Origin of the sequence: Agrobacterium sp. a22-2 (assembly GCF_012276985.1) — a bacterium.
Lineage (GTDB): Bacteria > Pseudomonadota > Alphaproteobacteria > Rhizobiales > Rhizobiaceae > Allorhizobium.
The window spans coordinates 67,305-89,758 of record NZ_JAAXMM010000019.1; the positions used below are offsets into that span (position 1 = coordinate 67,305).

Here is a 22,454-nt window from a genome sequence, read left to right on the forward strand (position 1 = left end):
CGCAGGGCAGATGAAACACGACCGGTCGCACGCCTATTGCACGCCGTAGGGACGATAGGATTTTTCCTCGATGATCGAGGAGCCGAGCTCGATATTGATCTTGCGCTTGAGATCGGCGCGGCGGTCGTTGGTCACGTAGACAGAGCGGGCCAGCGAGACGAAACGCTCGCCGAAATCGCCGGCATGTTCGCAATCGCGAATCTCGTCCTCGATGTCCCACAACGAGGTATTCACCTCGCGCAGCTCACCCATGATGCCCTGCACGCCGCCATGGCCCTCGACCGGAGCCAGCTTTTCCGTCAACAGGACGAGTTCGCGCCGCACATTGGCACGTTTCTCGCCATCATCGATCCGTTCGGCCTTGATCTGGAGAATAGTGATCTTGTCGATCAACTCGCCCCATGACACCGGAACTTCAATCATTGCAGTCCTCCGATTCGCGTCATGAAAGTTAACGCCCGCGCCGGGCGTCATCAACTCCACTTGAAGTCGCTGGCCGACAAATTGTCCGCAGTCTTGCCGGTCAGCGTCAGATTCATGTCCACCGACCCGTCGCCATTGGTATCCACGAACAGCGTTGACGTGCCGTTGTCGAAATAGGCCTCCGAATTTCCGGCTGCCGACAGAGTGGTCGTGGTGCCGAGATAGCTGAACGTGCCATTCAGGAGACCCTGGAATACCAGCTTGTCCGTGCCATTGACGAAGTCGGTGATCTTGTCGGCATCGGTTCCTGTCGATTGCGAGGTCGATGTGAAGGTGAACATATCGGATCCGTCGCCGCCGGTGACCGTATCGCGGTTGCCGCTGAAGGTCACGGTGTCGCTGCCGGCGCCGAGGTCGACGATCGTCGACGAACTGCCCGTCAGGACGATGACGTCGCTGCTGCTGCTGCCGGTTATGTTCTCGACATCGACAACCGTTAGTGTCGAGCCCGACCCGAGCTTGAGATAATCGTCGCCGGCTCCCAGATCGATGGGCGCGCCGCTGAAGACTCCGGATAGCGTGATCGAATCGTCACTGCTGGAGCCGACAATGGTTTCGACGCTGGCCAAGGTGGCCGTTGCGCCGTTGGTGAAGGTGATGCTGTCGATCCCTGTTCCCAGGAAGAACTGGCCATCGGTTACTGCTTCCATCACCAGCACGGTATCGCTGTTGGTGCCGCCTGTGATGGATTCGACATTGTAGACCGAAACCGTATTCGTGAAGCTGCCGAGCGTCAGCGTGTCCGTGCCGTCCGCCAGATCGATTTCAATGCCGGTCGCCGCCGCCGATAACGTCACCTTGTCGGCACCGGAGCCACCGAGCACGGTTTCAACACCAGTAATCGATACCGTGTTCTGGCTTGAACCCAACTGCAACTCGTCATGTCCGCCGCCAAGGGCGACGAGGCCGCTATGGGTGGCGCTGGTGATGATGATCATGTCGTCGAAGCTCTGGCCGGTAATGGTCTCCGCACCACTGACCGAGACCGTGTTGGCCGCATCGGCAAGGATCAGCCTGTCGGATCCGTCACCAAGGTCGATGTAGCCGTCCGTCCATTGGGTCGCCAGCGTGATCGCGTCGGCATAGGTGCCGCCGGAGATCGATTCGACATTCGAAAGCGTTGCCGTCAGGCCGGACGTCCAGGCAATTTCGTCCTGGCCGTCACCGAAGTCGTAAATGCCGTTGCCGGTCGATCCGGAAATCGTCACGCGATCGTCGCCCGTCGAGCCCACCAGCGACTCGACGCCGGCAATGGTGATCGTCGCAGCGTTTGCCCCGAAGATGATGGCATCGGTACCGGCGCCGAGGTCGAGATAACCTTCGCTATAGGTTCCCGCGAGCGTGATGCGATCCGCAAGCGTGCCGCCGGTGACCGTCTCGACGTTCTGTACGGTTGCTGTGTTGTTGGAATTGGCAAAGACCAGGGTATCGACACCGGATTTCAGATTGATTTCGCCCCCGGTATAGCTCTCGGTCATCGTGACCATGTCCGTGCCGACATTGCCTATGATCGACTCCACACCGGCGACCGAGATCGTTCCACCATATTCCGACAGGGTCAGTGTATCATTGCCGCCTGCCAGATTGATGATCGCACCAGTCACTTCCTTGGAGAAGACGATGTCGTCGTTGCCGGCGCCGCCGGTGATCGTTTCGACACCGGAAATCGTCAGCGTATTGCCGGTCGACGACAGCGTCAGGCGGTCGTTCTCATCGCCAAGGTCGATGAAGCCGGTATCACCGGCCGATACGGTCACATAGTCCTTGCCGATGCCGCCGGTGACTGTTTCAACACCCGACACGGTCGCCGTACCGCCGAGATCGTTGAAGGTCAGCCGGTCCTCGCCGTCTGCCAGCGAGATCAGGCCGCCCGTCATGTAGGTCGAGAGGCTGACGATATCGTTCATATCCGAACCGATGACCGTCTCGATATTGGCGATCGTGACCGTTCCGCCATCCGCCGAGAAGGTCAGCATGTCGGACCCAAGCCCGAGATCAAGGGTCATGCCGGTCACGGCCGTGCCGAACGTGATCTTGTCGCCGTTCGTACCGCCGGTAATGTTCTCGACATTCGATATGGTGGCCACGTTCACGTAGTTGGCGAAGATGACGCTGTCGACGCCTTCGCCGAGATCGATTTCGACACCGGTTACGGTCGACTTGAACACAATGGTCTCAGCGCCGATCCCACCGGTGATTGTCTCCACATTGACGACGGTCACAGAACCACCATTGTCGCCGAAGGCGAGTGTATCGCTGCCTCCCCCCAGGTCGACGATCGTCGTCGCGCCGGCAGTATCGATCGTCACGAGATCCGAACCCGTACCGCCGGTAATCGTTTCGGCAGCGGAGATCGTGATGGTATTGCCGCCATTGGCCATCAGAATGGTATCGTTGCCGCCGGACAGGTTGATCGAGCCGTCGAAGGAATCGGCCAGAATGATCTTCTCGATTCCGCTGCCGCCGACGATCGTCTCGACATTGCTGACCGTGAAGGTGACATTGCCGCTGGTCGTCAGCGTGTCTTCGCCGCCGCCCAGATCGACAAAGCCATAAGTCACCGTGCCGCCGAGCGTGACCTCATCATTGGCCGTGCCGCCGATGACCGTCTCGACATTAGAAACGGTGACGGTCGCGCCGTCATCGCTGAGCGTCAGCATGTCATAGCCCTGGCCGAGATCGATCGAGCCCGACGTGAATTCGGAGCCAAGGGTGATGATGTCGCTGGACTTGCCGCCGACGATCGTCTCGGCATTGAGGATCGTTGCCGTGTTGTTGTAGTTTCCGAAGGTAACCTTGTCCGTCTTGGCGCCGAGATCGATATAGACGCCCGTCACTGTCTTGTTAAACACGATGGAATCGATGCCATCGTCTCCCAGGATGGTTTCCACATTGGTGACGGTTACCGTGCCGCCGGCAAGAAGGGTCAGCGTGTCGATACCACCCGCCAGATCGATTTCCGAACCGGCAATCGCGCTGGTAAACGTGACGTCGTCGGCTTTGGCATTGCCGGTAATCGTCTCGATCAGCGCGACCGAAACGGTATTGATATAGTTGCCCAGCGTCAGGGTGTCGTTGCCCGTCCCGAGCGAAATGAGATTGCCCGTCAACTGGCCATTGATCGTGACAAGCTCGCTGCCGCTGCTGCCGATGATCGACTCGACGTTCCTGATCGTGACCTTGTTCTCGGTTCCCGAAAGGCCGAGATAGTCGTCGCCTCCCCCGAGGTCGATCGTTGCTCCGGATGTCGATACCGCCAAGGCAATCCAGTCGTCGGATGCGCCGCTGGTGACCGTTTCGACATAGGAAACCCTGACCGTATTGATTTCATCGCTGAGGGTCAGGCTGTCGAGACCGGCGCCCAGGTTGATGATGCCGTTGGTCAATTCAGTCGTAACGGTGATGACATCGGACGACGCGTTGCCGGAAATGGTCTCCACATTGTCGAAGGTCGCAGTGTTGTTGAATTTGCCGAGCAGCAACCGGTCGCCGCCATCGCCGAGATCGAAACTGCCGCCGGTCACGGCGGTTCCAAATATGATGTATTCCTTGCTCTCGCCGCCGATTACTGTCTCGACGTTCTTCAGCGTGGTGGTGCCACCATATTCCGAGAACACCAGCGTATCGTTGCCGCCACGAAGATCGATCAGGCCGCCGGCTTTCGCCTCCATCATTGTGACGGTATCGTCGCTCGAACCACCGTAAATCGTCTCGGTGCCGTAAATGCTGACGGTGTTAACGAAATTGCCCAGCGTCAGAATGTCATTGCCTTTGCCCAGCGAAATGTACCCGCCGGTAAAAATGGACCCGATCGTGATCAAATCCGTGGAAGAGCCGCCGACAATGCTCTCGGCATTGGAAATCGTCAGCTTGTTGGCAAAGGCACCAAGAACAAGGGTGTCTTCTCCATCCCCGAGATTGACCACGACCTTGGATGCATTGGTGTTCAACACCACCCGGTCGTCCCCCGCACCGCTGACCACTGTCTCGGCATTGGACACGACATAGGTCACCCCGGCTCCGCCGAGATGCAGGTAGTCCGCCCCAGTGCCGAGATCGACACGCCCGGACGTAATCTCGCCGCGCAGATAGACTGTGTCGTTCTTCGTGTTGCCGATCACCGTCTCGACGCTGGTCAAGGTCACGGTATTGATATATTTAGCCAGCGTGACCTTGTCGGCGCCGTCCCCGAGATTGAAGATCCCGCCCGTCATCTGCGTTGCGACGACGATGACTTCCTTGCTGTCGCCACCCACGATCGTCTCGATATTGCTGACCGTGGCGGTCGTGCCCAGTTCTGACAGCGTAACCTTGTCGCTTCCAGCCTTCAGGTCGAGGCGCCCCGCCGTCAGCGCGGTGTCGTAGACCAGCTGGTCGACCAGCGTTCCGCCTGCAACGGATTCGACGTTGGAAAGCGTGACAAGGTTGTTGAAATTCCCCAGAACCAGCCGGTCCAGGCCGGCACCCAGATTGAGTTCGGCACCGTTCACCTGCGTGGTGACGGTAATGAAATCCGCGGCGGATGTGCCGGTCACGGTATCGAGGCTTGTTACGGTGAGTGTTTTGCCAGTCGTAGCCACAGCTATTCCCCGTTACTGGGTTGGTGACGACAAACAAGGCCGCCAATCAGACAGGTATTGGCCGAAAGATCGGCCGGCGATTATAAGACATATTAATATCGCAAGCTGACCCGAGACTGATCAGCATGCTTTATTTTCAAGAATGTCGAGCCAGCCGCCGGACGTGGAAAACCACGCCCTTCAGGCCGCCACGACACTTAGCGCGCGGTCGAAATAGGCCACGGTTTCCTTCAGTCCGGTCTGCAATGCGATGCGCGGCTGCCAGCCCAGCAGGGACTGCGCCTTGGAAATATCGGGACGGCGCTGCGCCGGGTCATCCTGCGGTAGCGGCATGAACAGGAGACGCGACTTCGACCCGGTCAGATCGATGACCATCCCCGCCAGTTCCAGCATGGTGAATTCGCCGGGATTACCGAGATTGATGGCCTGCGGCTCGGCCTGGTCGCTGTTCATCAGCCGGATGAGGCCATCGACCAGATCGTCGCGGTAGCAGAACGACCGGGTCTGGCGGCCATCGCCATAGATGGTCAGGCTGTGGCCCTTCAATGCCTGGACGATGAAATTGGAAACGACCCGACCATCGTCGGCCTGCATGCCCGGACCATAGGTGTTGAAGATCCTGGCGATCCGGATATCCGTGCCATGGCAGCGATTGTAGTCGTAAAACAGCGTTTCGGCGCTCCGCTTGCCTTCGTCATAACAGGCGCGGATACCGGTAATGCTGACATGACCACGGTATTCCTCGGGCTGCGGATGCACCAGCGGATCGCCATAGACCTCGGATGTCGACGCCTGCAGGATCCGCGCGCCCGTCCTGGTCGCCAGATCGAGAAGGTTCATCGCTCCGATGACATTGGTCCGCATGGTGCGGATCGGATCGGCCTGATAGTGGACAGGCGATGCCGGGCATGCCAGGTTGAAGATCTGATCGACCTGCGCGTGGAACGGCTCGCACACGTCGGCCCGCACCAGGTGAAAGCGGTCAGAAGCCATATGGGCGCGGATATTGTCCAGCGATCCCGTATGAAAATTGTCGAGGCAGATCACGTCGTGTCCCTGCGCCAGCAATCGCCCGCACAGATAGGAGCCGAGAAAACCGGCGCCGCCAGTTACCAAGATTCGCTTGTTCACGCTCATCCGCCGTCCCTCATCGCCAAGTCATCTGGCCTGTGCCGGCGCAAGATGAGCCGACGATCCTCATCCATGATGGAGGATCGAGCTTTCGCGAGGCTTGTCGGAGGGAAGAAAGGCCGCCGGCGCCGGCGGATGGAAGCAGCAGTCAGCTGAGCATCGTGGTCAGCAGAAAGATGAAACCCTTGACCAGGGCGACCAGAACACTGGCGACCACGGCAATCGAAAAGCCGACCAGGACAAAACCGGCCACCACGACGAAGCCGTCGCGTTCAAGGATGCCGAAGGCGAACAGGCAGATCGCCAGGGCGGGCAGGATATTGCCCAAGGGGATCGGCAGGGCCAGAATGACCGACATGACAAGGCAGAGGAAGCCGATCAGGTATTCCACCGGCGGATAGACCAGAAACACCGCCCTTGGCCGCAACATGCGTTCGCCGCGCGCCAGCCACGGGGAAATCCGAGTAACGATCGATCCGAAATCCTCGCGCGTCATGGAACGATCGGCAATGATCTTCGGAAGCCACGGCGCCTGGCCCAGCATCAGCTGGGCCGACAGAAAGACGAGCGGAGCACCGAGCACCGCCGAGGTCCCCGGTGGCGTTGGAAAGACGTTCGGCAGGGCAAAGATCAGCAGCAGCGCGCCAAATGCCCGGTCTCCCATGGCCTGGAATATATCCGAAACGGAAACCCTGATCCTCGCCTCATCCGATGCAATGCTGTCGAGAATCTCCGACAACCGCCCGCCGCGTTTACGCGACGCTCGATAATCCTGCGTGTCTTCGCTCCGCTCCTGCTCGTCCAAAGTCATGCCGGCTCCCTGCCGATAACGTTCCACGGATCATATGTAAGGATGCTGTAGCACCGCACAATGACCTATGTTGGACAAAGCCGGTCCATGGACCGCAGGCATGGTCTAAAGACGCCGGAAAACCTCAGACCTGGACGAGATGTCCCTCGGACACCTGATTGTACTGGCGGATTGGCGGCACAAAGCCGACAGCCCGGACGGGGCTCTTGATCTCATCCGTCGACACCGCCCGCTTGATCATACGCCGTGACGGATCAGGCACGGGCACCGCTGCCATCAATTTTTTGGTATAGGGATGCTGCGGGTTCTCGAACACCGCCTGCCGCGGCCCGATCTCGACGATCTCACCCAGATACATCACGGCGACGCGGTGGCTGACCCGCTCCACCACGGCCATGTCATGGCTGATGAACAGATAGGCCAGATTGAAGCTCTGCTGCAGATCGAGCAGCAGATTGCACACCTGCGCCTTGATCGAGACGTCGAGCGCCGACACCGCCTCGTCCGCAACGATGACCTTGGGATCGAGAATCAGCGATCGGGCGATGGCGATACGCTGCCGCTGACCACCGGAGAATTCATGGGGATAGCGCCGCATCATGTCGGCGCTCAGGCCGACGCGTTCCAGAAGGTTGGCGGCTTTTTCCCGCGCCTGGCGCTTGGTTCCCAGCCCATGCTCGATGTAAGGCTCCATGACCGCCGCTCCGACGCTCATGCGCGGATCGAGGCTGGCGAACGGATCCTGGAAGACCATCTGAACGCTGCGCCGCATCTTGCGCAGATCGGTCCTGCCGAGATTGACGACGTCGAAACCGTCAAGGGCAATGGACCCGCTTGTCGGCTCGACCAGACGGGTGATCGAACGGCCAGTCGTCGATTTTCCGCAACCCGATTCCCCGACCAGAGCCAACGTTTCCCCGGGCCGCAGGTCGAAGCTGACATTCTCGACCGCGTGCACGGCGCCCGACTTGCGGCCGAGCAGGCCGGAACGGATATCGAAACGCGTCGTGAGGTTGCGCACCTCGAGGATCGGCCGCTTGCCGATGTCGAGCACACCGCTTTCGGCCTCCGGCTCCAGCGTTGCGCCGGTGGCGATATCGATGACCGGAAAACGCATCGGCCGCTGGCGCCCCTCCATGGAACCGAGCCGCGGCACCGCGGACAATAGTGCCCGGGTGTAGGGATGCTGGCCGCGATGGAAGATATCGTCGGTCGGCCCGCTTTCAACCGCCTCGCCACGGAACATCACGATCGTGCGATCGGCAACTTCGGCCACCACGCCCATATCGTGGGTAATGAAGAGGACCGACATGCCCTCTTCTTCCTGCAATATCTTGACGAGATCGAGGATCTGTCCCTGGATGGTCACGTCGAGGGCCGTCGTCGGCTCGTCGGCGATCAACAGTTTCGGCTTGCTGGCCAGCGCCATGGCAATCATCACGCGTTGGCGCATGCCGCCGGAGAACTGGTGCGGATATTCGTCGAAGCGCCCCTTGGCGTTCGGAATGCGCACCTTCTCAAGAAGACGGATGCCTTCCGCCCGGGCCGCGGCGCGCGACAGATCCGTATGGCAGGTCAGCGCCTCGGCGATCTGGTCTCCGATGGTAAAGATCGGATTGAGGCTCGTCATCGGCTCCTGAAAGATCATCGAAATGTCGTTGCCGCGAACCTTGCGCATCGATTCGCTGTCGAGCGTCAGAAGTTCACGGCCGTTGAGCTTGATGCTGCCCTCGATCTTGCTGGCATTCTTGGGCAGCAGTTGCATGATGGAAAGCGACGTAACGCTCTTGCCGGAACCGGACTCGCCGACGATGGCCACGGTTTCGCGTGGCGCGATGTCGAAACTGACATTGCGCACCACCGGCCGCCAATGATCGCCGATCCGGAACGACGTCGTTAGGTTCTTGACCGACAGAACCGGACCGTGAGCTCCTTTGCCGCCGTCGCCTTCAATCCCATGCGCCATGGATAGACCTTCCCGTTCTCGACACCAAGACACTGCAAATGCGGATCGCCGCCTTGATCAGGCGGCAAGCGAGGTTTCAGCCAGCGTCACCCAGTAACTGATGCCATAGGGGATCGCGTCGTCGTTGAAGTCGTAGGATGAATTGTGGAGGTTGGCGGTATCGCCATTGCCGATGAACACGAATGCCCCAGGCCGCGCCTCCAGCATGTAGGAGAAGTCCTCGGCACCCATGGCCGGCGGGAAATCGTCGCTGACGGCCTTGTCGCCGGCCACCTTGCGCAGAACGTCGAGGGCGAAGTCCGTCTGATCGGCGTGATTGAAGGTGACGGGATAGCCGCGATGATAATGCACTTCGGCCCTGGCGCCCATGGCCATGGCAATCCCCGAGGCGATCTCCCTGATGCGGCTTTCAGCCATGTCGCGCATCGCCGGCAACAGGGTTCGCACCGTGCCGGAGAGCTTTACGCCATCCGGAATGACGTTGTAGGCATCGCCGCCGTGGATCTTCGTGACCGTAACCACGACGGATTGCAGAGGATCGGCTTCGCGGGCGGCGATCGACTGCAGCGCCACGACAACCTGGGCGGCGGCCAGAACCGGGTCGATGCTCTTGTGCGGTTGCGCCGCATGGCCGCTGCGGCCGAAAATCTCGATATCGAACTGGTCGGCAGCAGCCATCACCGAACCCTTGCGGGTCGCAAACTCACCAACCGCCATGCCGGGATGATTGTGCATGCCATAGACTTCGCTGATCGAGAATTTCTCCATCATACCGTCTTTCACCATGGCAAGCCCGCCACCGCCGCCCTCTTCGGCCGGCTGGAAGATCACCGCGACGGAGCCTTTGAAATTGCGCGTTTCCGCCAGATGCTTGGCGGCGCCCAGCAGCATGGACGTGTGGCCGTCATGGCCGCAGGCATGCATCTTGCCGGGGGTCTTGGAACTCCATTCCTTGCCGCTTGCCTCCAGGATCGGCAGTGCGTCCATATCGGCACGAAAGCCGATGGTCGGCCCATCGCCACGACTACCCCGGATGATCCCGACAACCCCGGTCCGGCCAATTCCCGTCTCGACGATGTCGCAGCCGAAGGCCCTCAGCTTGTCGGCAACGAAGGCAGCCGTCTCATGCACATCGAACAGAAGCTCCGGGTTCTGATGCAATTGGCGGCGCCAACCGGCCACCTCTTCCTGCATCTCGCTGGCACGGTTCAATAGGGGCATAGGCACAGTCCTCGATTACAGTTTTTTGTTCCCGCTCATCGGTTGGGCGGCATACTGCGCTGTGTCAAAGCGCTTTTGCAAGTCGCAATTTTCGGCCTTGAACGAAAAATAGCCCTATGCTTAGATGGCTCAAATTTTGAGCAAGTCCGCTACGATCGACAAGCGGCTGGCGCTGGACACACCGAAGCAATGGAGGCGGCGCAATCAAAATTACGAAATCATGTCAATGCATTAGTCGCTTGGCATTGGTTTCCTGACGTCATGTGTGATGGACATCAGGGCGAATTTCAAAATCACAGCTCCAAACAAAAAAATAGGGGAACGAAATAATGCAGAAATACCGAATCCTTTTGGCAGCGTCGGTGGCAGCCATGGCTATGTCGGGCTCGCCCGCCTTGGCAGAACGCGGAACCGACGGCGATCTGAAGATCATCTTCTGGCAGGCCGTCTCGACGCTCAACCCTTACCTGTCCGGCGGCACCAAGGAAGTCTACGGTGCCTCGATGGTCATCGAACCGCTGGCCCGCTACGACGAGACCGGCGCGCTGGTGCCGATGCTTGCCGTCGAGATCCCGACGGTTGAAAATGGCGGTGTCGCCGCCGACCTGAAGAGCATCACCTGGAAGCTCAAGCCGGACCTCAAATGGTCGGATGGCACGCCGGTGACCGCCGATGACGCGATTTTCACTTGGAAATACTGCACGGCTCCCGATGGCGGCTGCGCCCAGACCGCCTATTTCGAAGGTGTGAGCAATGTCGAGGCCGTCGATCCTTCCACCATCAAGATCTCCTTCACCGATCCCAAGCCCTATCCCTATAGCGCCCTTGTCGGCGGTCAGTCGCCGCTGATCCAGGCCGCCCAGTTCAAGGACTGCATGGGCGCCAAGGCACCGGAATGCACTTCGGCCAATTTTGGCCCGATCGGCACCGGCCCCTTCGTCGTCAAGGAATTCAAGCCGAATGACGTGGTCACTCTGACCGCCAACCCGAACTACCGCGATGCCGCCAAGCCCGCCTTTGCATCCGTCACGCTGAAGGGCGGCGGCGACGCCGCCTCGGCCGCTCGCTCGGTTCTGGAAACCGGCGAATTCGACTATGCCTGGAACATGCAGGTCGAGCCAGAAGTGTTGGCCACCATGATGCAGGCTGGCAAGGGCAAGATCGAAGTTGCCTTCGGCACTCAGGTCGAGCGTATCGACCTCAACCCCTTCGCTGTTGACTCCTCGCTCGGCGACAAGCGCTCGACCAAGGAAGCGGGCCCCCATCCGGCCCTCAAGGATCCGGCCGTGCGCAAGGCCCTGTCGCTCGCCATCGACCGCGACATCATCGATGAAGCCGGCTATGGCGACAACGGCAAGCCGACCTGCAACATTCTGCCGGCCCCGGATATCTATGTGTCGACCGCCGTTGACTGGTGCCTGAAGCAGGATCTCGATGCGGCAAACAAGCTGCTGGACGATGCCGGCTGGGTAAAGGGTTCCGATGGCATCCGCGCCAAGGACGGCGTGAAGCTCTCCTTCCTCTACCAGACCTCCACCAACTCCGTGCGCCAGGCCACCCAGGCCCTGGTCAAGGACATGTGGCAGCAGATCGGTGTTGAAAGCGAATTGCGCAACGTCAGCGCCTCTGTCTTCTTCGGCGGCGACCCGGCAAGCCCCGACACCTTCCAGAAGTTCTATGCCGACGTACAGATGTACACCAACAACTTCGACGGCACCGACCCGGAAAAATACATGGCCGGCTGGATGTGCGACAAGATCCCGAGCCCGGCCAACGGCTGGCAGGGTGAGAACATCGTGCGTTATTGCAACCCGGAATACGATGCCCTCGTCAAGGAACTCGGCAAGACGGGCAAGCTCGAGGATCGTGCCGTGATCGCCAAGAAGCTCAACGACATGCTGAGCAATGACGTGGCGCAGATCCCGCTGATCCATCGCGGCCAGCCCTCGGCTGTCTCTGCGACCCTGGAAGGCGTCAAGATGAACGCCTGGGACAGCGAACTTTGGAACGTCGCCGACTGGTCGCGCAAGAAGTAAGTGCCATTTCGCCGGGCTGGTGCAACGCGCCGGCCCGGCGATCGCATCTCACTTCGTGACAGTCTGGAGACCATCCGATGTTCACCTACACGTTGCGGCGATTGCTGTTTGCAATCCCGACGCTGCTGATTATCAGTTTCATCATTTTTGCCCTGCTGGATCTGGCTCCCAACGATCCGCTCGGCGAATTGCCCCTGACCATTCCGCCTGAAGTTCGCGAACAGATGCGGGCAGCCCTCGGCCTGGATCAACCCTTCTTCATCCGTTTCCTCAAATGGCTGCAGCAGTTCTTCATCAACGAACCATTGAACATCTTCGAGGAGCTGACCGGCCTGACCATCGGCACGGGCGAACGCATGCGTGTGCTGTCCTGGGCCACCCGCAGCCCGGTCGTCGACCTGATCGTGCAGCGCCTGCCGCAGACGCTGTGGGTCGTCGGCCTGTCCTATCTGTTCGGCGTCATGCTGGCGATCCCGATCGGGGTCATCTCGGCCTACAAGCAATATTCGATCTTCGACCAGATCGGCACCTTCGTCTCGATGGTCGGCTATTCCGTGCCGACCTTCTTCACCGGCGTGCTACTGATCGTCGTGTTCTCGTCCTACCTGCAATGGTTCCCGTCGATCTACGACACCAATCTGGTGGTCGACAGCTGGGCGAGCTTCGTCCTGCAGGTCAAGCAGATGTTCCTGCCGGTGATGGTCCTGACGCTGTTCAATACCTCGCAGATCAGCCGTTTCGTGCGCGCCTCCATGCTCGACAATCTGCATCAGGACTATGTGCGCACCGCCCGCGCCAAGGGCGTCAAGGAAAAGACCGTGCTTCTGGTGCATGTTCTGCGCAACAGCCTGATCCCGGTGGTCACCGTCATCGCGCTCGGCGTGCCGACGATCTTTTCGGGCGCCATCATCACCGAGCAGATCTTCCGGGTGAACGGGCTCGGGCAATTGCTGATCATCGCCATCCAGGGGGCCGATATCCCGCTGGTGCAGACGCTGACCTTCATCTTCGCCGTGCTCATCGTTCTGTTCAACCTGATCGCCGATGTTCTCTACGGCATCCTAGACCCGAGGATCCGCTATGACTGATGCGACAATCACGGTCGACACCCGTCCGTCACGATCCTTTGCCGGCGACCTGTGGCGGCAGTTCAGGGCGCATTCCGGCGGGGTGGCGGGGCTTGCGGTCTTCGCCTTCATCGTGGTCGCGGTCTATGTCGGGCCATTGATCCACACCGTCGACCCCAACAAGATCGACATCCGCGCCAAGAACCAGGGGCCGTCCTTCGCCCATCCGTTCGGAACGGACAATCTCGGCCACGACATGCTGGCCCAGGTTCTGGCCGGCGGGCAGATCTCGCTGGCGGTCGGCATGACGGCGATGCTGCTGGCCCTCTTTCTTGGAACGCTGGTCGGCGTGCTCTCGGGCTTCTTCAAGCGTATCGACGGGTTGTTGATGCGCATCACCGACCTGTTCCTCGCCCTACCGCTGCTGCCGCTGCTGCTGGTGATCATCATGCTGTTCCGCGATACGCTGAGGGCCGCCTTCGGGCCTGAAACCGGCATCTTCATCCTGATCGTCTTCGTCATCGGGGTGACCAGCTGGATGCACACTGCCCGCATCGTGCGCGGCGACGTGCTGGCGGTCAAAAGCCAGGAATTCATCCTGGCCGCCAAGTCGAGCGGCATGCACCAGTATCGCATCATCCTGAAGCACATCCTGCCGAATGTGATGAGTTCCATCATGGTCTCGGCAACGCTCGGCATCGCCTCGGCGATCATCACGGAATCGGCGCTGAGCTTCCTCGGTCTCGGCTTCCCCTCCGATTTCCCGACCTGGGGCCGGCTGTTGTTCGATGGCGCAAACTTCCTGCAGATCACCCCATCGCGGGTGCTGTGGCCGGGTCTTGCCATTTCGCTGACCGTGCTGAGCGTCAACTATATCGGCGACGCGATCCGCGATGCGCTCGATCCGCGCATGCTGAAGCGATAGAGCGGGTAAGCGGAAAGACGACAAATCAAAAGGGCGCCGCGGCGCCCTTTTCCATTGCTACACGGTGCTGAGCAGTTCGATCTTCGAGCCGTCGAAGAACCGCTCGAGCCGGAAGGCTGCGGGATCGACGCAAGGGGTGCGATTGGTCACGAGATCGGCCATCAGCCGGCCGGCACCCGGCCCGATGCCGAAGCCGTGGCCGGAGAAGCCTGTGGCAATATGGAAACCGGGAATATCCTCGACCGCCGAGATGACCGGCACGGCATCCGGCGTCACGTCGATATAGCCGGCCCAGCGCTGGGCGATCTCGGCCTCGGCAAAGGCCGGATAGGCGGCTTTGAGTGTTGCCAGAGCATGGTTCGTCCATTTCTCCGACGGCTTCGGGTCGAGCACCCGGCAGCGCTCGAACGGGCTCTGCTCGTCCAGCCGCCAGCGCCGCGGCATCTTCATTTCCTCGAAGAACCGACCGGACAACCGGAAACGCAGGGACCGCCAGTCGTTCTTCAAGGCCGGCAGGAATTTCCAGGCATAGCGAAAACTGTCCGGCACGATATCGACGATATTGTCGTAGCCCGACGCGATCGTATAGCCGCCGTCCTGGCGTTTGCGGAAGGCGAAATCCTTGCTGTAGAAGGTCTGTTCCGGCCCGCCCTCGATCGGCTTGGTGCGGATCACCGTATTCATCACCTTCAACTGCGGCAGGTCGATGCCGGCATTGCGGGAAAACAGGCTGGACCAGGCGCCGCCGGCCAGCACCACCGCGCTGCAGGCAATCGGTCCGCGCTCCGTCACCACGCCCGAGATGACGCCGGCCGAGGTCTCAAGGCCGCGCACCGCACAGCGGGTCAGGATCGCCGCACCCTTGTCGCGCGCTGCCTCGGCAATGGCCGGCGCCGCCTTCTGCGGTTCGGCCCGGCCGTCGGCCGATGTATAGAGAGCACTTTTGAAATCATGCCGCATGCCGGGATAAAGACCGTTCAGCTCGATCCGGTCGACCATGCGCGATTTCATCTGATAGGCCCCGAGGATTTCGGGCCAACGCGCATTGAAGGCTTCGTCCGCATCATCGGCGGAGCCGAACACGATGCCGCACTGCCTGTAGCCGGTGTCTCGTCCAGTGCGCGCATCCAGCCCCTGCCAGATGCGAATGGCCTCGGCCATCAGCGGCACCTCGCGCGGATCCCGCTGCGAAATCCGCACCCAGCCCCAATTGCGGCTCGACTGTTCCTCGCCAATGCCACCCTTTTCGCAGAGAGCAACGCTGACACCCCGTTCGGCGAGCTCCAGGGCCGCGGATGCGCCGACAATGCCGCCACCAATAACCACGACATCGACGCGGGCAGGCAAGCTCGCATCGCCTTCAACGGAAACGACCTGAGGACCGGGCATGGACGGAAACGCTCCTGAAACAGCAATGGAAACAGGCACGCAAGACCGGAAAGGCCGGCCGGCGGCTAATGGATGCTGGGAGCTATAACATCAAGGGCCGGGTCCGTCATCGTCCGCCGACGAGGTTCTCGGTTTCGGCAAACAGATCAGTGATATTTCGAGTTTTCGGCCGTCAGGATCCGATCGGCATCGAGCGAACTGATCGGCAGGTCTGTGTTATCGGGGATGTCGCCGGACAATTGCAGTGCCAGATAACGGCCGCAACAGACGCGCAGGAATGAGGTGAAATTGCCGAGATCGTGGCCGGCATCGATGGATTCATTGTAGAGTTTGGCGATCAGCTGGATCGTGTTCATTCCGTCGCGCCGGCCGATTTCCTCCAGCGTCATCCAGAAGAAATTCTCCAGCCGCACACTGGTCACCATGCCGTCGATCCGCATCGATTTCGTATGGCTCTCCCACAAGGTGGGGTCGGCCTGGATGAAGAGCTTGCACATGGTTTCCTCCCGGATGCGCATGCCTTTAAAGGACGAGACGGAGACTAACGCGAAACGGAAGGGCCCGAAAGCCCTCCCCTCTTGTCTCTCCGCTCGCCGGACGGCAGCTCAGGCGTCGAGCACCGCCATGAACTGCTTGAGCCAGGCCGGATGAGCCGGCCAAGCGGGCGCGGTGACCAGATTGCCATCGGTAACGGCCGCGTCGATGGCAATCTCGGCATAGATGCCGCCGGCCAGCTCGACCTCTGGGCGGCAGGCAGGATAAGCAGAGCAGGTGCGCCCCTCAAGCACCCGTGCCGCGGCCAAAATCTGCGCGCCGTGGCAGACGGCGGCCACCGGTTTGTCGGCATCGAAGAAATGCTTCACGGCTGAAATCACATTGGCATCCAGCCGCAGGTATTCCGGCGCCCGTCCGCCGGGGATGACCAGGGCGTCGTAGTCCTTGGGGTCGATATCGGCGAAGGTGGCATTGAGCGCGAAATTATGGCCGCGCTTTTCCGAATAGGTCTGGTCGCCCTCGAAATCGTGGATCGAGGTCGCGATCGTCTGTCCGGCCTTCTTGCCGGGGCAGACCGCATGCACCGTGTGTCCCACCGCAAGCAGCGTCTGGAACGGCACCATGGTTTCATAATCCTCTGCAAAATCTCCGGTGATCATCAGGATTTTCTTGGTCGACATAGCATCATCCTCCCGTTGTGGAATGTCGCGGACATGCTAGCAAACCCGGCAGATCAACAGGTATTATCGCCATACTACATTGGCGCTTTTATCCCGCCGCAGCGAGCGTCACGTTGTTAAACCCAAAACGTAGGCGGCGCGCCTTTTGACTAAATCTTAATCAACGCTCGATGGGCCGTGGACTTATTTTAGACAGGGCGCAGCGCTGCCGTGCCGGTCGGAAGGCCCATGGCCAAGGCAGACGCCCGAAAACCATCTGGCATGGAATCTGCAACAAAAACTCATGAGTAGAAGCGGTCAGGGCGCAGCCTGGGACATTGCTCGAGAAATTCCGGTCCCCGGCCCGATTGCCGATCCTTGCCGCGCCATGCCTTTGCCAAAACCCGCAAACCTGCATCTCGGCACGCAGACGGCAAGCGACGTCCGGTGGGCGGACGCCATAAAGATCAACAGGAGACGATCTGCCAATGTCGATTGCACGTATCTCGAAAAAGCTTTCTGCCGCCACCGTCGCTGCGTTGCTGACCGCGGGCTCCGCTGCCGCCGCGGATAAGGTGGTCTACCAGCTCGACTGGCTGCCGGGTGGCGACAAGGCACCGATCTATGTCTGCATCGACAAGGGCTTCTGTGCCGAAGAGGGCATCGAAGTGGCGATCGAGCCCGGCCGCGGCTCGACCGAAGCGATCACCCGGCTTGCTGCCGGAACCTCGGATGTCGGCTCCGCCGATATCGGCGCCCTGATGGCCGCCAAGGTCACCGAAAAGGTCGGCATCACGGCCATCATGTCGATCTTCAACAAGGGCCCGCATGCCTTCTTCGCGATCAAGGGCACCGGCGTCACCAAGATCGAGGACGTCAAGGGCAAGCAGGTTGCCACCTCGCCGTTCACCTCGTCTAACGTCTTCCTGCCGCTGGTCCTGGCCGACAAGGGCATGACCGAAGCCGACATCACGCTCACCAAGGCCGATCCCGGCGCGCTTGGCCCCATGCTGATGACCGGCGCCTCGGAAGTGATCATTGCCTGGATGACCAATGTCAGCGTCTTCACCAAGCAAGCGGCAAGCGCCGGCAAGGAGCTGGAAATCCTGCCCTGGTATTCCGCCGGCCTCGATCTTTATTCCGCCTCGCTGCTGGCCTCCGACAAGTTCATCACCGAGCGCCCCGATGTCGCCAAGCGTTTCGTCAAGGCGTTCAAGAAGTCGCTGGAATATGTGAAGACCAACCCGGACGAGTCAGCCGCCGCGGTCAACAAGATCGTGCCGGAACTGTCGGTCGACGACGTCAAGGGCGCCATCATGGATACCCTGATCCTCGAATTCAATGAGGTCACCGACAAGGACGGTCTCGGCGTATTCGAAACGGCCCGCCTGGCCGAAACCTGGAAGCGCGTGTCCGCCGCCCAGAAGCTCGACCCGGCCGCGCTCGACCCCGAAGCCATGGTCAACCGCAGCTTCCTGGCGGAATGAGCCAATGACATCGAGCCTCTCACCTCCCGCTTTGTCCTTCAAGAACATGGGGCAGGTCTACAAGACCTCCTCCGGCCCGCTTGAGGCCCTGCGCGGGGTGACCTTCGACGTGAGCCGCCACCAGTTCGTGGCGGTTCTCGGGCCATCCGGCTGCGGCAAGTCGACCCTGCTGCGCTCGATTGCCGGCCTCTTGCCGGCGACCTCCGGCTCGGTCGAAGTGTTCGGCTACAAGGTCAGCGAGCCCCGCGACGATGTCGGCATCGTCTTCCAGAAGCCGACGCTGCTGCCCTGGGCCAATATCGAGGACAACATCGTCTTCCCCGTCCACCACAAGACCGGGCGGGTATCCGTCGAAGACCGGCAGCGGGCCAAGGAATTGCTCGACAAGGTGGGCCTGACCGGGTTCGAGAAACGCCTGCCCGCCGAACTCTCGGGCGGCATGCAGCAGCGCGTCGGCATTGCCCGCGCCCTGCATCTCAATCCCGATATCCTGCTGATGGACGAGCCCTTCTCGGCGCTCGATGCCCTGACCCGCGAGGAGATGGGGTTCGAGCTTCTGCGCATCTGGGAGGCCCAGCCGAAAACGGTGCTGTTCATCACCCATTCGATCAGCGAAGCCGTGCTGCTGGCCGATCGGGTCCTGGTGATGAGCGGTCGGCCGGGCACCATCATCGAGGACATCGAGATCAGCATTCCGCGCCCCCGCGGCGTCGAGACTTCCAGCACAAAGGTGATGCATGACTACACCGGACACCTCCGCAATCTCCTCCTCAAGCGCGTTGCCTGAGGATCGCGAGACGGCCGGCCAGCTCCTGTATCGCTGGCTGGATGCGCCGGCTGTGTTGCCGGTCGGCACCTTCGTGCTGGTGGTGGCCTTCTGGGAAATCGCCTGCCACCTGTTCGCCATTCCGACCTATATGCTGCCGGCCCCCTCGCGCATCCTGACAACGGGCTTCAGCGAGATCACCGCGCTGCGCTGGCTCGACCATGTCTGGGCGACGCTGCGCGTCGCGCTGCTCGGCTACTTCATCTCGATTGCCATATCGCTGCCGATCGCCATCGTGCTGACCAAGTCGAAGATGCTGTCGCGTGCTCTCTATCCGATCCTGGTCGTCGTCCAGTCGACCCCGGTCGTCGCTGTTGCGCCGATCATCATCGTCGTGCTCGGCTCGGGCGATGCGCCGCGCATTGTCATCACCTGCCTGATCACCTTTTTCCCGCTGGTGGTCTCCACCGCAACCGGCCTGATGGCAACGCCGCCGGAACTGATCGAGCTGTCGAAAAGCCTGAAGGCGCCGGTCTGGCGTGAAATCACCCAGATCCGCCTGCCCTATGCGGTGCCCTACATCTTTTCGGCGCTGAAGATCTCGATCACGCTGGCCGTCATCGGCGCTGTCGTCGCCGAATTCGTCGCCGCTGAAAAAGGCATCGGTTATTTCATCCAGTTCTCGACATCCTTCTTCAAGCTGCCGCAGGCCTGGGCGGGTCTTGGCATCCTCGTGCTGATGTCGCTCATCCTGTTCCAGCTAGTGGCGCTGGCGCAAAAACTGTTCTTTCCGTGGAGCATTCCCAAGACGCAGTAACGGACGAAAGATCTGCGGGCCAAAGGTCCGCCACGAGTTCGGCGCCGCCATATCAAGGCCGTGCCGGAGCAGGAGTAGAAGCAGTCACGCGCCGCATCTTAAAGCGTCGCCGGGTCATTGCTCCTTTTGGAAGATGCCGGACAGGCCGGCATCGTTACACTGATGGGAGACTGAAATGAGTGCCAAAGCCTACGGCCTAAACGAACTCAACAAGGAAACCACGATCGGCGGTGAGGGCCAGGAAACCGATCGCGAGATCCGCCAGATCGACATGTCGGATTTCGAGAACCGCAAATCCGAGATCGCCGATCAGCTCTGGGAAGCCTCGACCACGGTCGGCTTCTTCCAGCTGATCAACCACGGCATCCCGCAGGCGCAGATCGACGAGGCTTTCGAGCTGGAAGCAAAGTTCTTCGCGCTCACGCTCGAAACCAAGGCGCAATATCCGCTGCGGCCCGGCACCAATGCCGGCTGGGAATACAAGGCGCAGGTGCGCCCCTCCACCGGCACCGCCGACCAGAAGGAAAGCTACCAGATCACCCTGCCCCGCATGGGCGATCTTTGGCCGACCGAGGACGAAGTCGCGGACTTCAAGGCAAAGATGATGGCCTTCGAGCGCGCCAACTGGGAACTCGGCATGAAGGTTCTCTCCTGCTTTGCCCTGAAGCTGGGCTTCGAGGAGAGCTTCTTCACTACGCGCCACGAACCATCCTCGCCGGAATACCAGAGCACGCTACGCCTGCTGCACTATCTGGCCCTGGTCGATCCCAAGCCGGAGGACTACGCCTTCTGGCGAGCCGGCGCCCATACCGATTACGATTGCCTGACCTTGTTGCACCAGCGCCCCGGCCAAGGCGGGTTGCAGGTCTGCCCCGGCCATGAATACGAAAGCCAGTCCTGGACCAGCATTCCGCCGCTGCCGGGCGTCGTCACCTGCAATATCGGCGATATGCTGATGCGCTGGAGCGACGATCAGCTGAAGTCGACCCTGCACCGGGTGCGCATGCCGAAACCCGACGAATCCCACGGCCCCCGCTATTCCATGGCCTTCTTCTGCCAGGCCAATAAGGACGCGGTGATCCAGGGGCCGCAGAAGAAATACGAGCCGATGACCGCCAACGACTACCTGCAGATGCGCATCGCCGCCAATTTCGGCGGCCCGAAGATGTAAAAGTGATAACCGCCCGCCGTGTCCGCGGCGGGCGGCTTTCCGTCTCGGTGCAAGGACCGTTACACTTAAAGGCTGGATGCCGGATTGCCCGCGCCATCGGTCCAGCGATCTTCCGGCAGCGATCGATCGCGGTGGCAGACGCGGTCATGATCGGGATAGGTGATCGTATCGACCGGCGCCCGCGTGCCGACCACGAAGCATTTGGTCGGCGCCGATGAACGGTTCTCAAGGCAATGACCGACCGGATCGCCCGCCCGGAATGTCGCCGCATCGCCGGCCTGCAGCAGCGTTTCCGTGTCGCCCTCGATCAGCGTGACCGCTCCCTCCAGCACATAGATCATTTCGTCCTCGCACTGGTGCCAGTGCTTGGTCGCCGATCGCGAGCCGGGCGGCAGGATCTGGATGAAGGCACCGAACTGGGTCAGACCTCCCGCTTCGCTGATCCAGTGTTGCAGATTGGGACCGCAGGAGCTTTCGGCGGACTCTTCAAACTTGACCATGCGATCCGGCGTAATGACGGTCATGTTGTGTCTCCTATCGGCCCGCGTCCACAGCACGGATCGAACCCGCGGCAACGCAAAGAGCGCATCTTCATTCATCTAGATTGGATGAGGATCATCGGCCCGGCAAGCACAGATCTTGTCGCTCCACTGCCAGGAACGATCAGCGCCACACTGAGGTATTGTGCACTGTCGCAAGGGTCCGGCTTGTCACGGCTTCTTGCGTGTAGCTAAACGAAACGAACTCAATGCCGAATTCGCCGGCAATGGCTTGACGTAGATCCGTTGGTGCCAGCAGAAAGTTATGGCACAACCGCTCACCACGGCAGGTAAACTCATCGTACCAGACTTCGGTTGGCCGACGATCCAACGCATCGACCAACGCACGTTCTCCATGCAAAGTTACGCCGGTATAAGCGAGTTCCGATCTCCAGTAACCCACCTGCAGATCACCCGTCAGGAGCAGGAGCTTGAGCGCACCTTCGCTCCGATCGAACACCACCTTGTCCAGAAGCGCATCATTCAAGCTTATGGTGGTTGCGAACTGATAGGCTGTCCCAGCCGGATCGAGCGAGCTTAGAAAGCGTGAATAGTCTCCGACCGGATCAACATCGCTTTCATTTCCCGTTGCCCAGTCGAATGTGAAATAATCCATGCTTTGCCCGAATGTTTGATACCTTGATTGTTGATTCACGATGCTCGTAAAACACGTTGATACAAGAACGGGGGTCATGCGGAAGTAAGGGAATGTCAAAGGCGCTTGATCCGACTTTGTCAATAGAACCGCCACAGCCCCACAGACAGCGAGCACTGCCATGCCCCCTCTTCTCAACCTCCTGACCGACATCGACGGCGTCTCCGTTGGCCATGCCACGGACCTGGCACTCGGCTCCGGCGTCACGGTGATTGTCTTCGATCAGCCGGCAACCGCCTCCGGCAGCGTGCTGGGT

Annotated in this window: 18 protein-coding genes and 1 pseudogene; 8 read left to right on the top strand and 11 right to left on the bottom strand. The window is 60.5% G+C overall.

Annotation, left to right across the window (positions count from 1 at the left end):
* Positions 1-33: 33 nt before the first annotated feature.
* From HFC70_RS23800 to HFC70_RS23825, 6 genes are all read right to left on the bottom strand, one after another.
* Positions 34-423, bottom strand: coding sequence for a DUF6165 family protein (locus tag HFC70_RS23800; protein WP_168475794.1), 390 nt, complete (start codon positions 421-423; stop codon positions 34-36).
* 50 nt (positions 424-473) lie between these two features.
* A complete protein-coding gene (locus HFC70_RS23805; RefSeq protein ID WP_168475795.1) occupies positions 474-5,063 on the bottom strand; it encodes a calcium-binding protein in 4,590 nt (1,529 codons plus the stop codon).
* A 180-nt stretch (positions 5,064-5,243) separates the two neighbouring features.
* Positions 5,244-6,200, bottom strand: coding sequence for a UDP-glucuronic acid decarboxylase family protein (locus HFC70_RS23810; RefSeq protein WP_210259414.1), 957 nt, complete (start codon positions 6,198-6,200; stop codon positions 5,244-5,246).
* 142 nt (positions 6,201-6,342) lie between these two features.
* On the bottom strand, positions 6,343-7,005 hold the full coding sequence (locus HFC70_RS23815; protein WP_168475797.1) for an exopolysaccharide biosynthesis protein: 663 nt from the start codon (positions 7,003-7,005) through the stop codon (positions 6,343-6,345).
* 124 nt (positions 7,006-7,129) lie between these two features.
* Entirely contained in the window at positions 7,130-8,971 is a 1,842-nt protein-coding gene (locus tag HFC70_RS23820) for an ABC transporter ATP-binding protein (protein ID WP_168475798.1), read from the bottom strand.
* 57 nt (positions 8,972-9,028) lie between these two features.
* Positions 9,029-10,192, bottom strand: coding sequence for a M20 aminoacylase family protein (locus HFC70_RS23825; RefSeq protein ID WP_168475799.1), 1,164 nt, complete (start codon positions 10,190-10,192; stop codon positions 9,029-9,031).
* 329 nt (positions 10,193-10,521) lie between these two features.
* Between HFC70_RS23825 and HFC70_RS23830 the strand changes: the two genes are divergently transcribed.
* From HFC70_RS23830 to HFC70_RS23840, 3 genes are all read left to right on the top strand, one after another.
* On the top strand, positions 10,522-12,228 hold the full coding sequence (locus tag HFC70_RS23830; RefSeq protein ID WP_168475800.1) for a peptide ABC transporter substrate-binding protein: 1,707 nt from the start codon (positions 10,522-10,524) through the stop codon (positions 12,226-12,228).
* 77 nt (positions 12,229-12,305) lie between these two features.
* Positions 12,306-13,316, top strand: coding sequence for an ABC transporter permease (locus tag HFC70_RS23835; protein ID WP_168475801.1), 1,011 nt, complete (start codon positions 12,306-12,308; stop codon positions 13,314-13,316).
* Positions 13,309-14,220 carry an ABC transporter permease gene (locus HFC70_RS23840; RefSeq protein WP_168475802.1) on the top strand — a complete coding sequence of 304 codons (912 nt, stop codon included), beginning with the start codon at positions 13,309-13,311 and terminating at the stop codon, positions 14,218-14,220. Before HFC70_RS23835 ends, HFC70_RS23840 begins: the two co-directional genes overlap by 8 nt.
* Before the next feature lie 57 nt (positions 14,221-14,277).
* Here the strand turns inward: HFC70_RS23840 and HFC70_RS23845 are convergent, their stop codons facing one another.
* From HFC70_RS23845 to HFC70_RS23855, 3 genes are all read right to left on the bottom strand, one after another.
* Positions 14,278-15,609 (bottom strand): FAD-binding oxidoreductase, encoded by a 1,332-nt coding sequence (locus tag HFC70_RS23845; RefSeq protein WP_168475803.1) that lies wholly within the window; start codon positions 15,607-15,609, stop codon positions 14,278-14,280.
* A gap of 146 nt (positions 15,610-15,755) precedes the next feature.
* Positions 15,756-16,106 (bottom strand): ribbon-helix-helix domain-containing protein, encoded by a 351-nt coding sequence (locus HFC70_RS23850; protein WP_168475804.1) that lies wholly within the window; start codon positions 16,104-16,106, stop codon positions 15,756-15,758.
* A 108-nt stretch (positions 16,107-16,214) separates the two neighbouring features.
* A complete protein-coding gene (locus HFC70_RS23855; RefSeq protein WP_168475805.1) occupies positions 16,215-16,784 on the bottom strand; it encodes a DJ-1/PfpI family protein in 570 nt (189 codons plus the stop codon).
* 482 nt (positions 16,785-17,266) lie between these two features.
* On the opposite strand from HFC70_RS23855, the gene HFC70_RS23860 reads away from it, so the two are divergent.
* From HFC70_RS23860 to HFC70_RS23875, 4 genes are all read left to right on the top strand, one after another.
* Entirely contained in the window at positions 17,267-18,250 is a 984-nt protein-coding gene (locus HFC70_RS23860; protein ID WP_168475814.1) for an ABC transporter substrate-binding protein, read from the top strand.
* 4 nt (positions 18,251-18,254) lie between these two features.
* Positions 18,255-19,037, top strand: coding sequence for an ABC transporter ATP-binding protein (locus HFC70_RS23865; RefSeq protein WP_168475806.1), 783 nt, complete (start codon positions 18,255-18,257; stop codon positions 19,035-19,037).
* Positions 18,988-19,833 (top strand): ABC transporter permease, encoded by an 846-nt coding sequence (locus tag HFC70_RS23870; protein WP_168475807.1) that lies wholly within the window; start codon positions 18,988-18,990, stop codon positions 19,831-19,833. The genes HFC70_RS23865 and HFC70_RS23870 overlap by 50 nt, the downstream gene beginning before the upstream one ends.
* A gap of 175 nt (positions 19,834-20,008) precedes the next feature.
* Positions 20,009-21,004, top strand: coding sequence for an isopenicillin N synthase family oxygenase (locus HFC70_RS23875; RefSeq protein ID WP_168475808.1), 996 nt, complete (start codon positions 20,009-20,011; stop codon positions 21,002-21,004).
* A 65-nt stretch (positions 21,005-21,069) separates the two neighbouring features.
* On the opposite strand, the gene HFC70_RS23880 is transcribed toward HFC70_RS23875, so the two are convergent.
* Both HFC70_RS23880 and HFC70_RS23885 read right to left on the bottom strand, forming a co-directional pair.
* On the bottom strand, positions 21,070-21,528 hold the full coding sequence (locus HFC70_RS23880) for a cupin domain-containing protein (protein WP_168475809.1): 459 nt from the start codon (positions 21,526-21,528) through the stop codon (positions 21,070-21,072).
* A 139-nt stretch (positions 21,529-21,667) separates the two neighbouring features.
* The gene (locus HFC70_RS23885; protein ID WP_168475810.1) at positions 21,668-22,321 is read right to left on the bottom strand and encodes a hypothetical protein; all 654 of its coding nucleotides are present in this window, start codon (positions 22,319-22,321) and stop codon (positions 21,668-21,670) included.
* Between HFC70_RS23885 and HFC70_RS23890 the strand changes: the two are divergent.
* A pseudogene (locus HFC70_RS23890) lies at positions 22,320-22,454 on the top strand (P1 family peptidase); the annotation flags it as partial. The gene HFC70_RS23885 and the pseudogene HFC70_RS23890 sit on opposite strands and share 2 nt — an antisense overlap.

Coding starts and splice junctions, on each gene's coding strand:
- HFC70_RS23865 (WP_168475806.1), top strand. CDS start 18,255: ATGACATCGAGCCTCTCACCTCCCGCTTTGTCCTTCAAGAACATGGGG.
- HFC70_RS23880 (WP_168475809.1), bottom strand. CDS start 21,528: ATGACCGTCATTACGCCGGATCGCATGGTCAAGTTTGAAGAGTCCGCC.
- HFC70_RS23870 (WP_168475807.1), top strand. CDS start 18,988: ATGACTACACCGGACACCTCCGCAATCTCCTCCTCAAGCGCGTTGCCT.
- HFC70_RS23850 (WP_168475804.1), bottom strand. CDS start 16,106: ATGTGCAAGCTCTTCATCCAGGCCGACCCCACCTTGTGGGAGAGCCAT.
- HFC70_RS23820 (WP_168475798.1), bottom strand. CDS start 8,971: ATGGCGCATGGGATTGAAGGCGACGGCGGCAAAGGAGCTCACGGTCCG.
- HFC70_RS23815 (WP_168475797.1), bottom strand. CDS start 7,005: ATGACTTTGGACGAGCAGGAGCGGAGCGAAGACACGCAGGATTATCGA.
- HFC70_RS23800 (WP_168475794.1), bottom strand. CDS start 423: ATGATTGAAGTTCCGGTGTCATGGGGCGAGTTGATCGACAAGATCACT.
- HFC70_RS23810 (WP_210259414.1), bottom strand. CDS start 6,200: ATGAGCGTGAACAAGCGAATCTTGGTAACTGGCGGCGCCGGTTTTCTC.
- HFC70_RS23885 (WP_168475810.1), bottom strand. CDS start 22,321: ATGGCAGTGCTCGCTGTCTGTGGGGCTGTGGCGGTTCTATTGACAAAG.
- HFC70_RS23840 (WP_168475802.1), top strand. CDS start 13,309: ATGACTGATGCGACAATCACGGTCGACACCCGTCCGTCACGATCCTTT.
- HFC70_RS23830 (WP_168475800.1), top strand. CDS start 10,522: ATGCAGAAATACCGAATCCTTTTGGCAGCGTCGGTGGCAGCCATGGCT.
- HFC70_RS23835 (WP_168475801.1), top strand. CDS start 12,306: ATGTTCACCTACACGTTGCGGCGATTGCTGTTTGCAATCCCGACGCTG.
- HFC70_RS23875 (WP_168475808.1), top strand. CDS start 20,009: ATGAGTGCCAAAGCCTACGGCCTAAACGAACTCAACAAGGAAACCACG.
- HFC70_RS23825 (WP_168475799.1), bottom strand. CDS start 10,192: ATGCCCCTATTGAACCGTGCCAGCGAGATGCAGGAAGAGGTGGCCGGT.
- HFC70_RS23855 (WP_168475805.1), bottom strand. CDS start 16,784: ATGTCGACCAAGAAAATCCTGATGATCACCGGAGATTTTGCAGAGGAT.
- HFC70_RS23845 (WP_168475803.1), bottom strand. CDS start 15,609: ATGCCCGGTCCTCAGGTCGTTTCCGTTGAAGGCGATGCGAGCTTGCCT.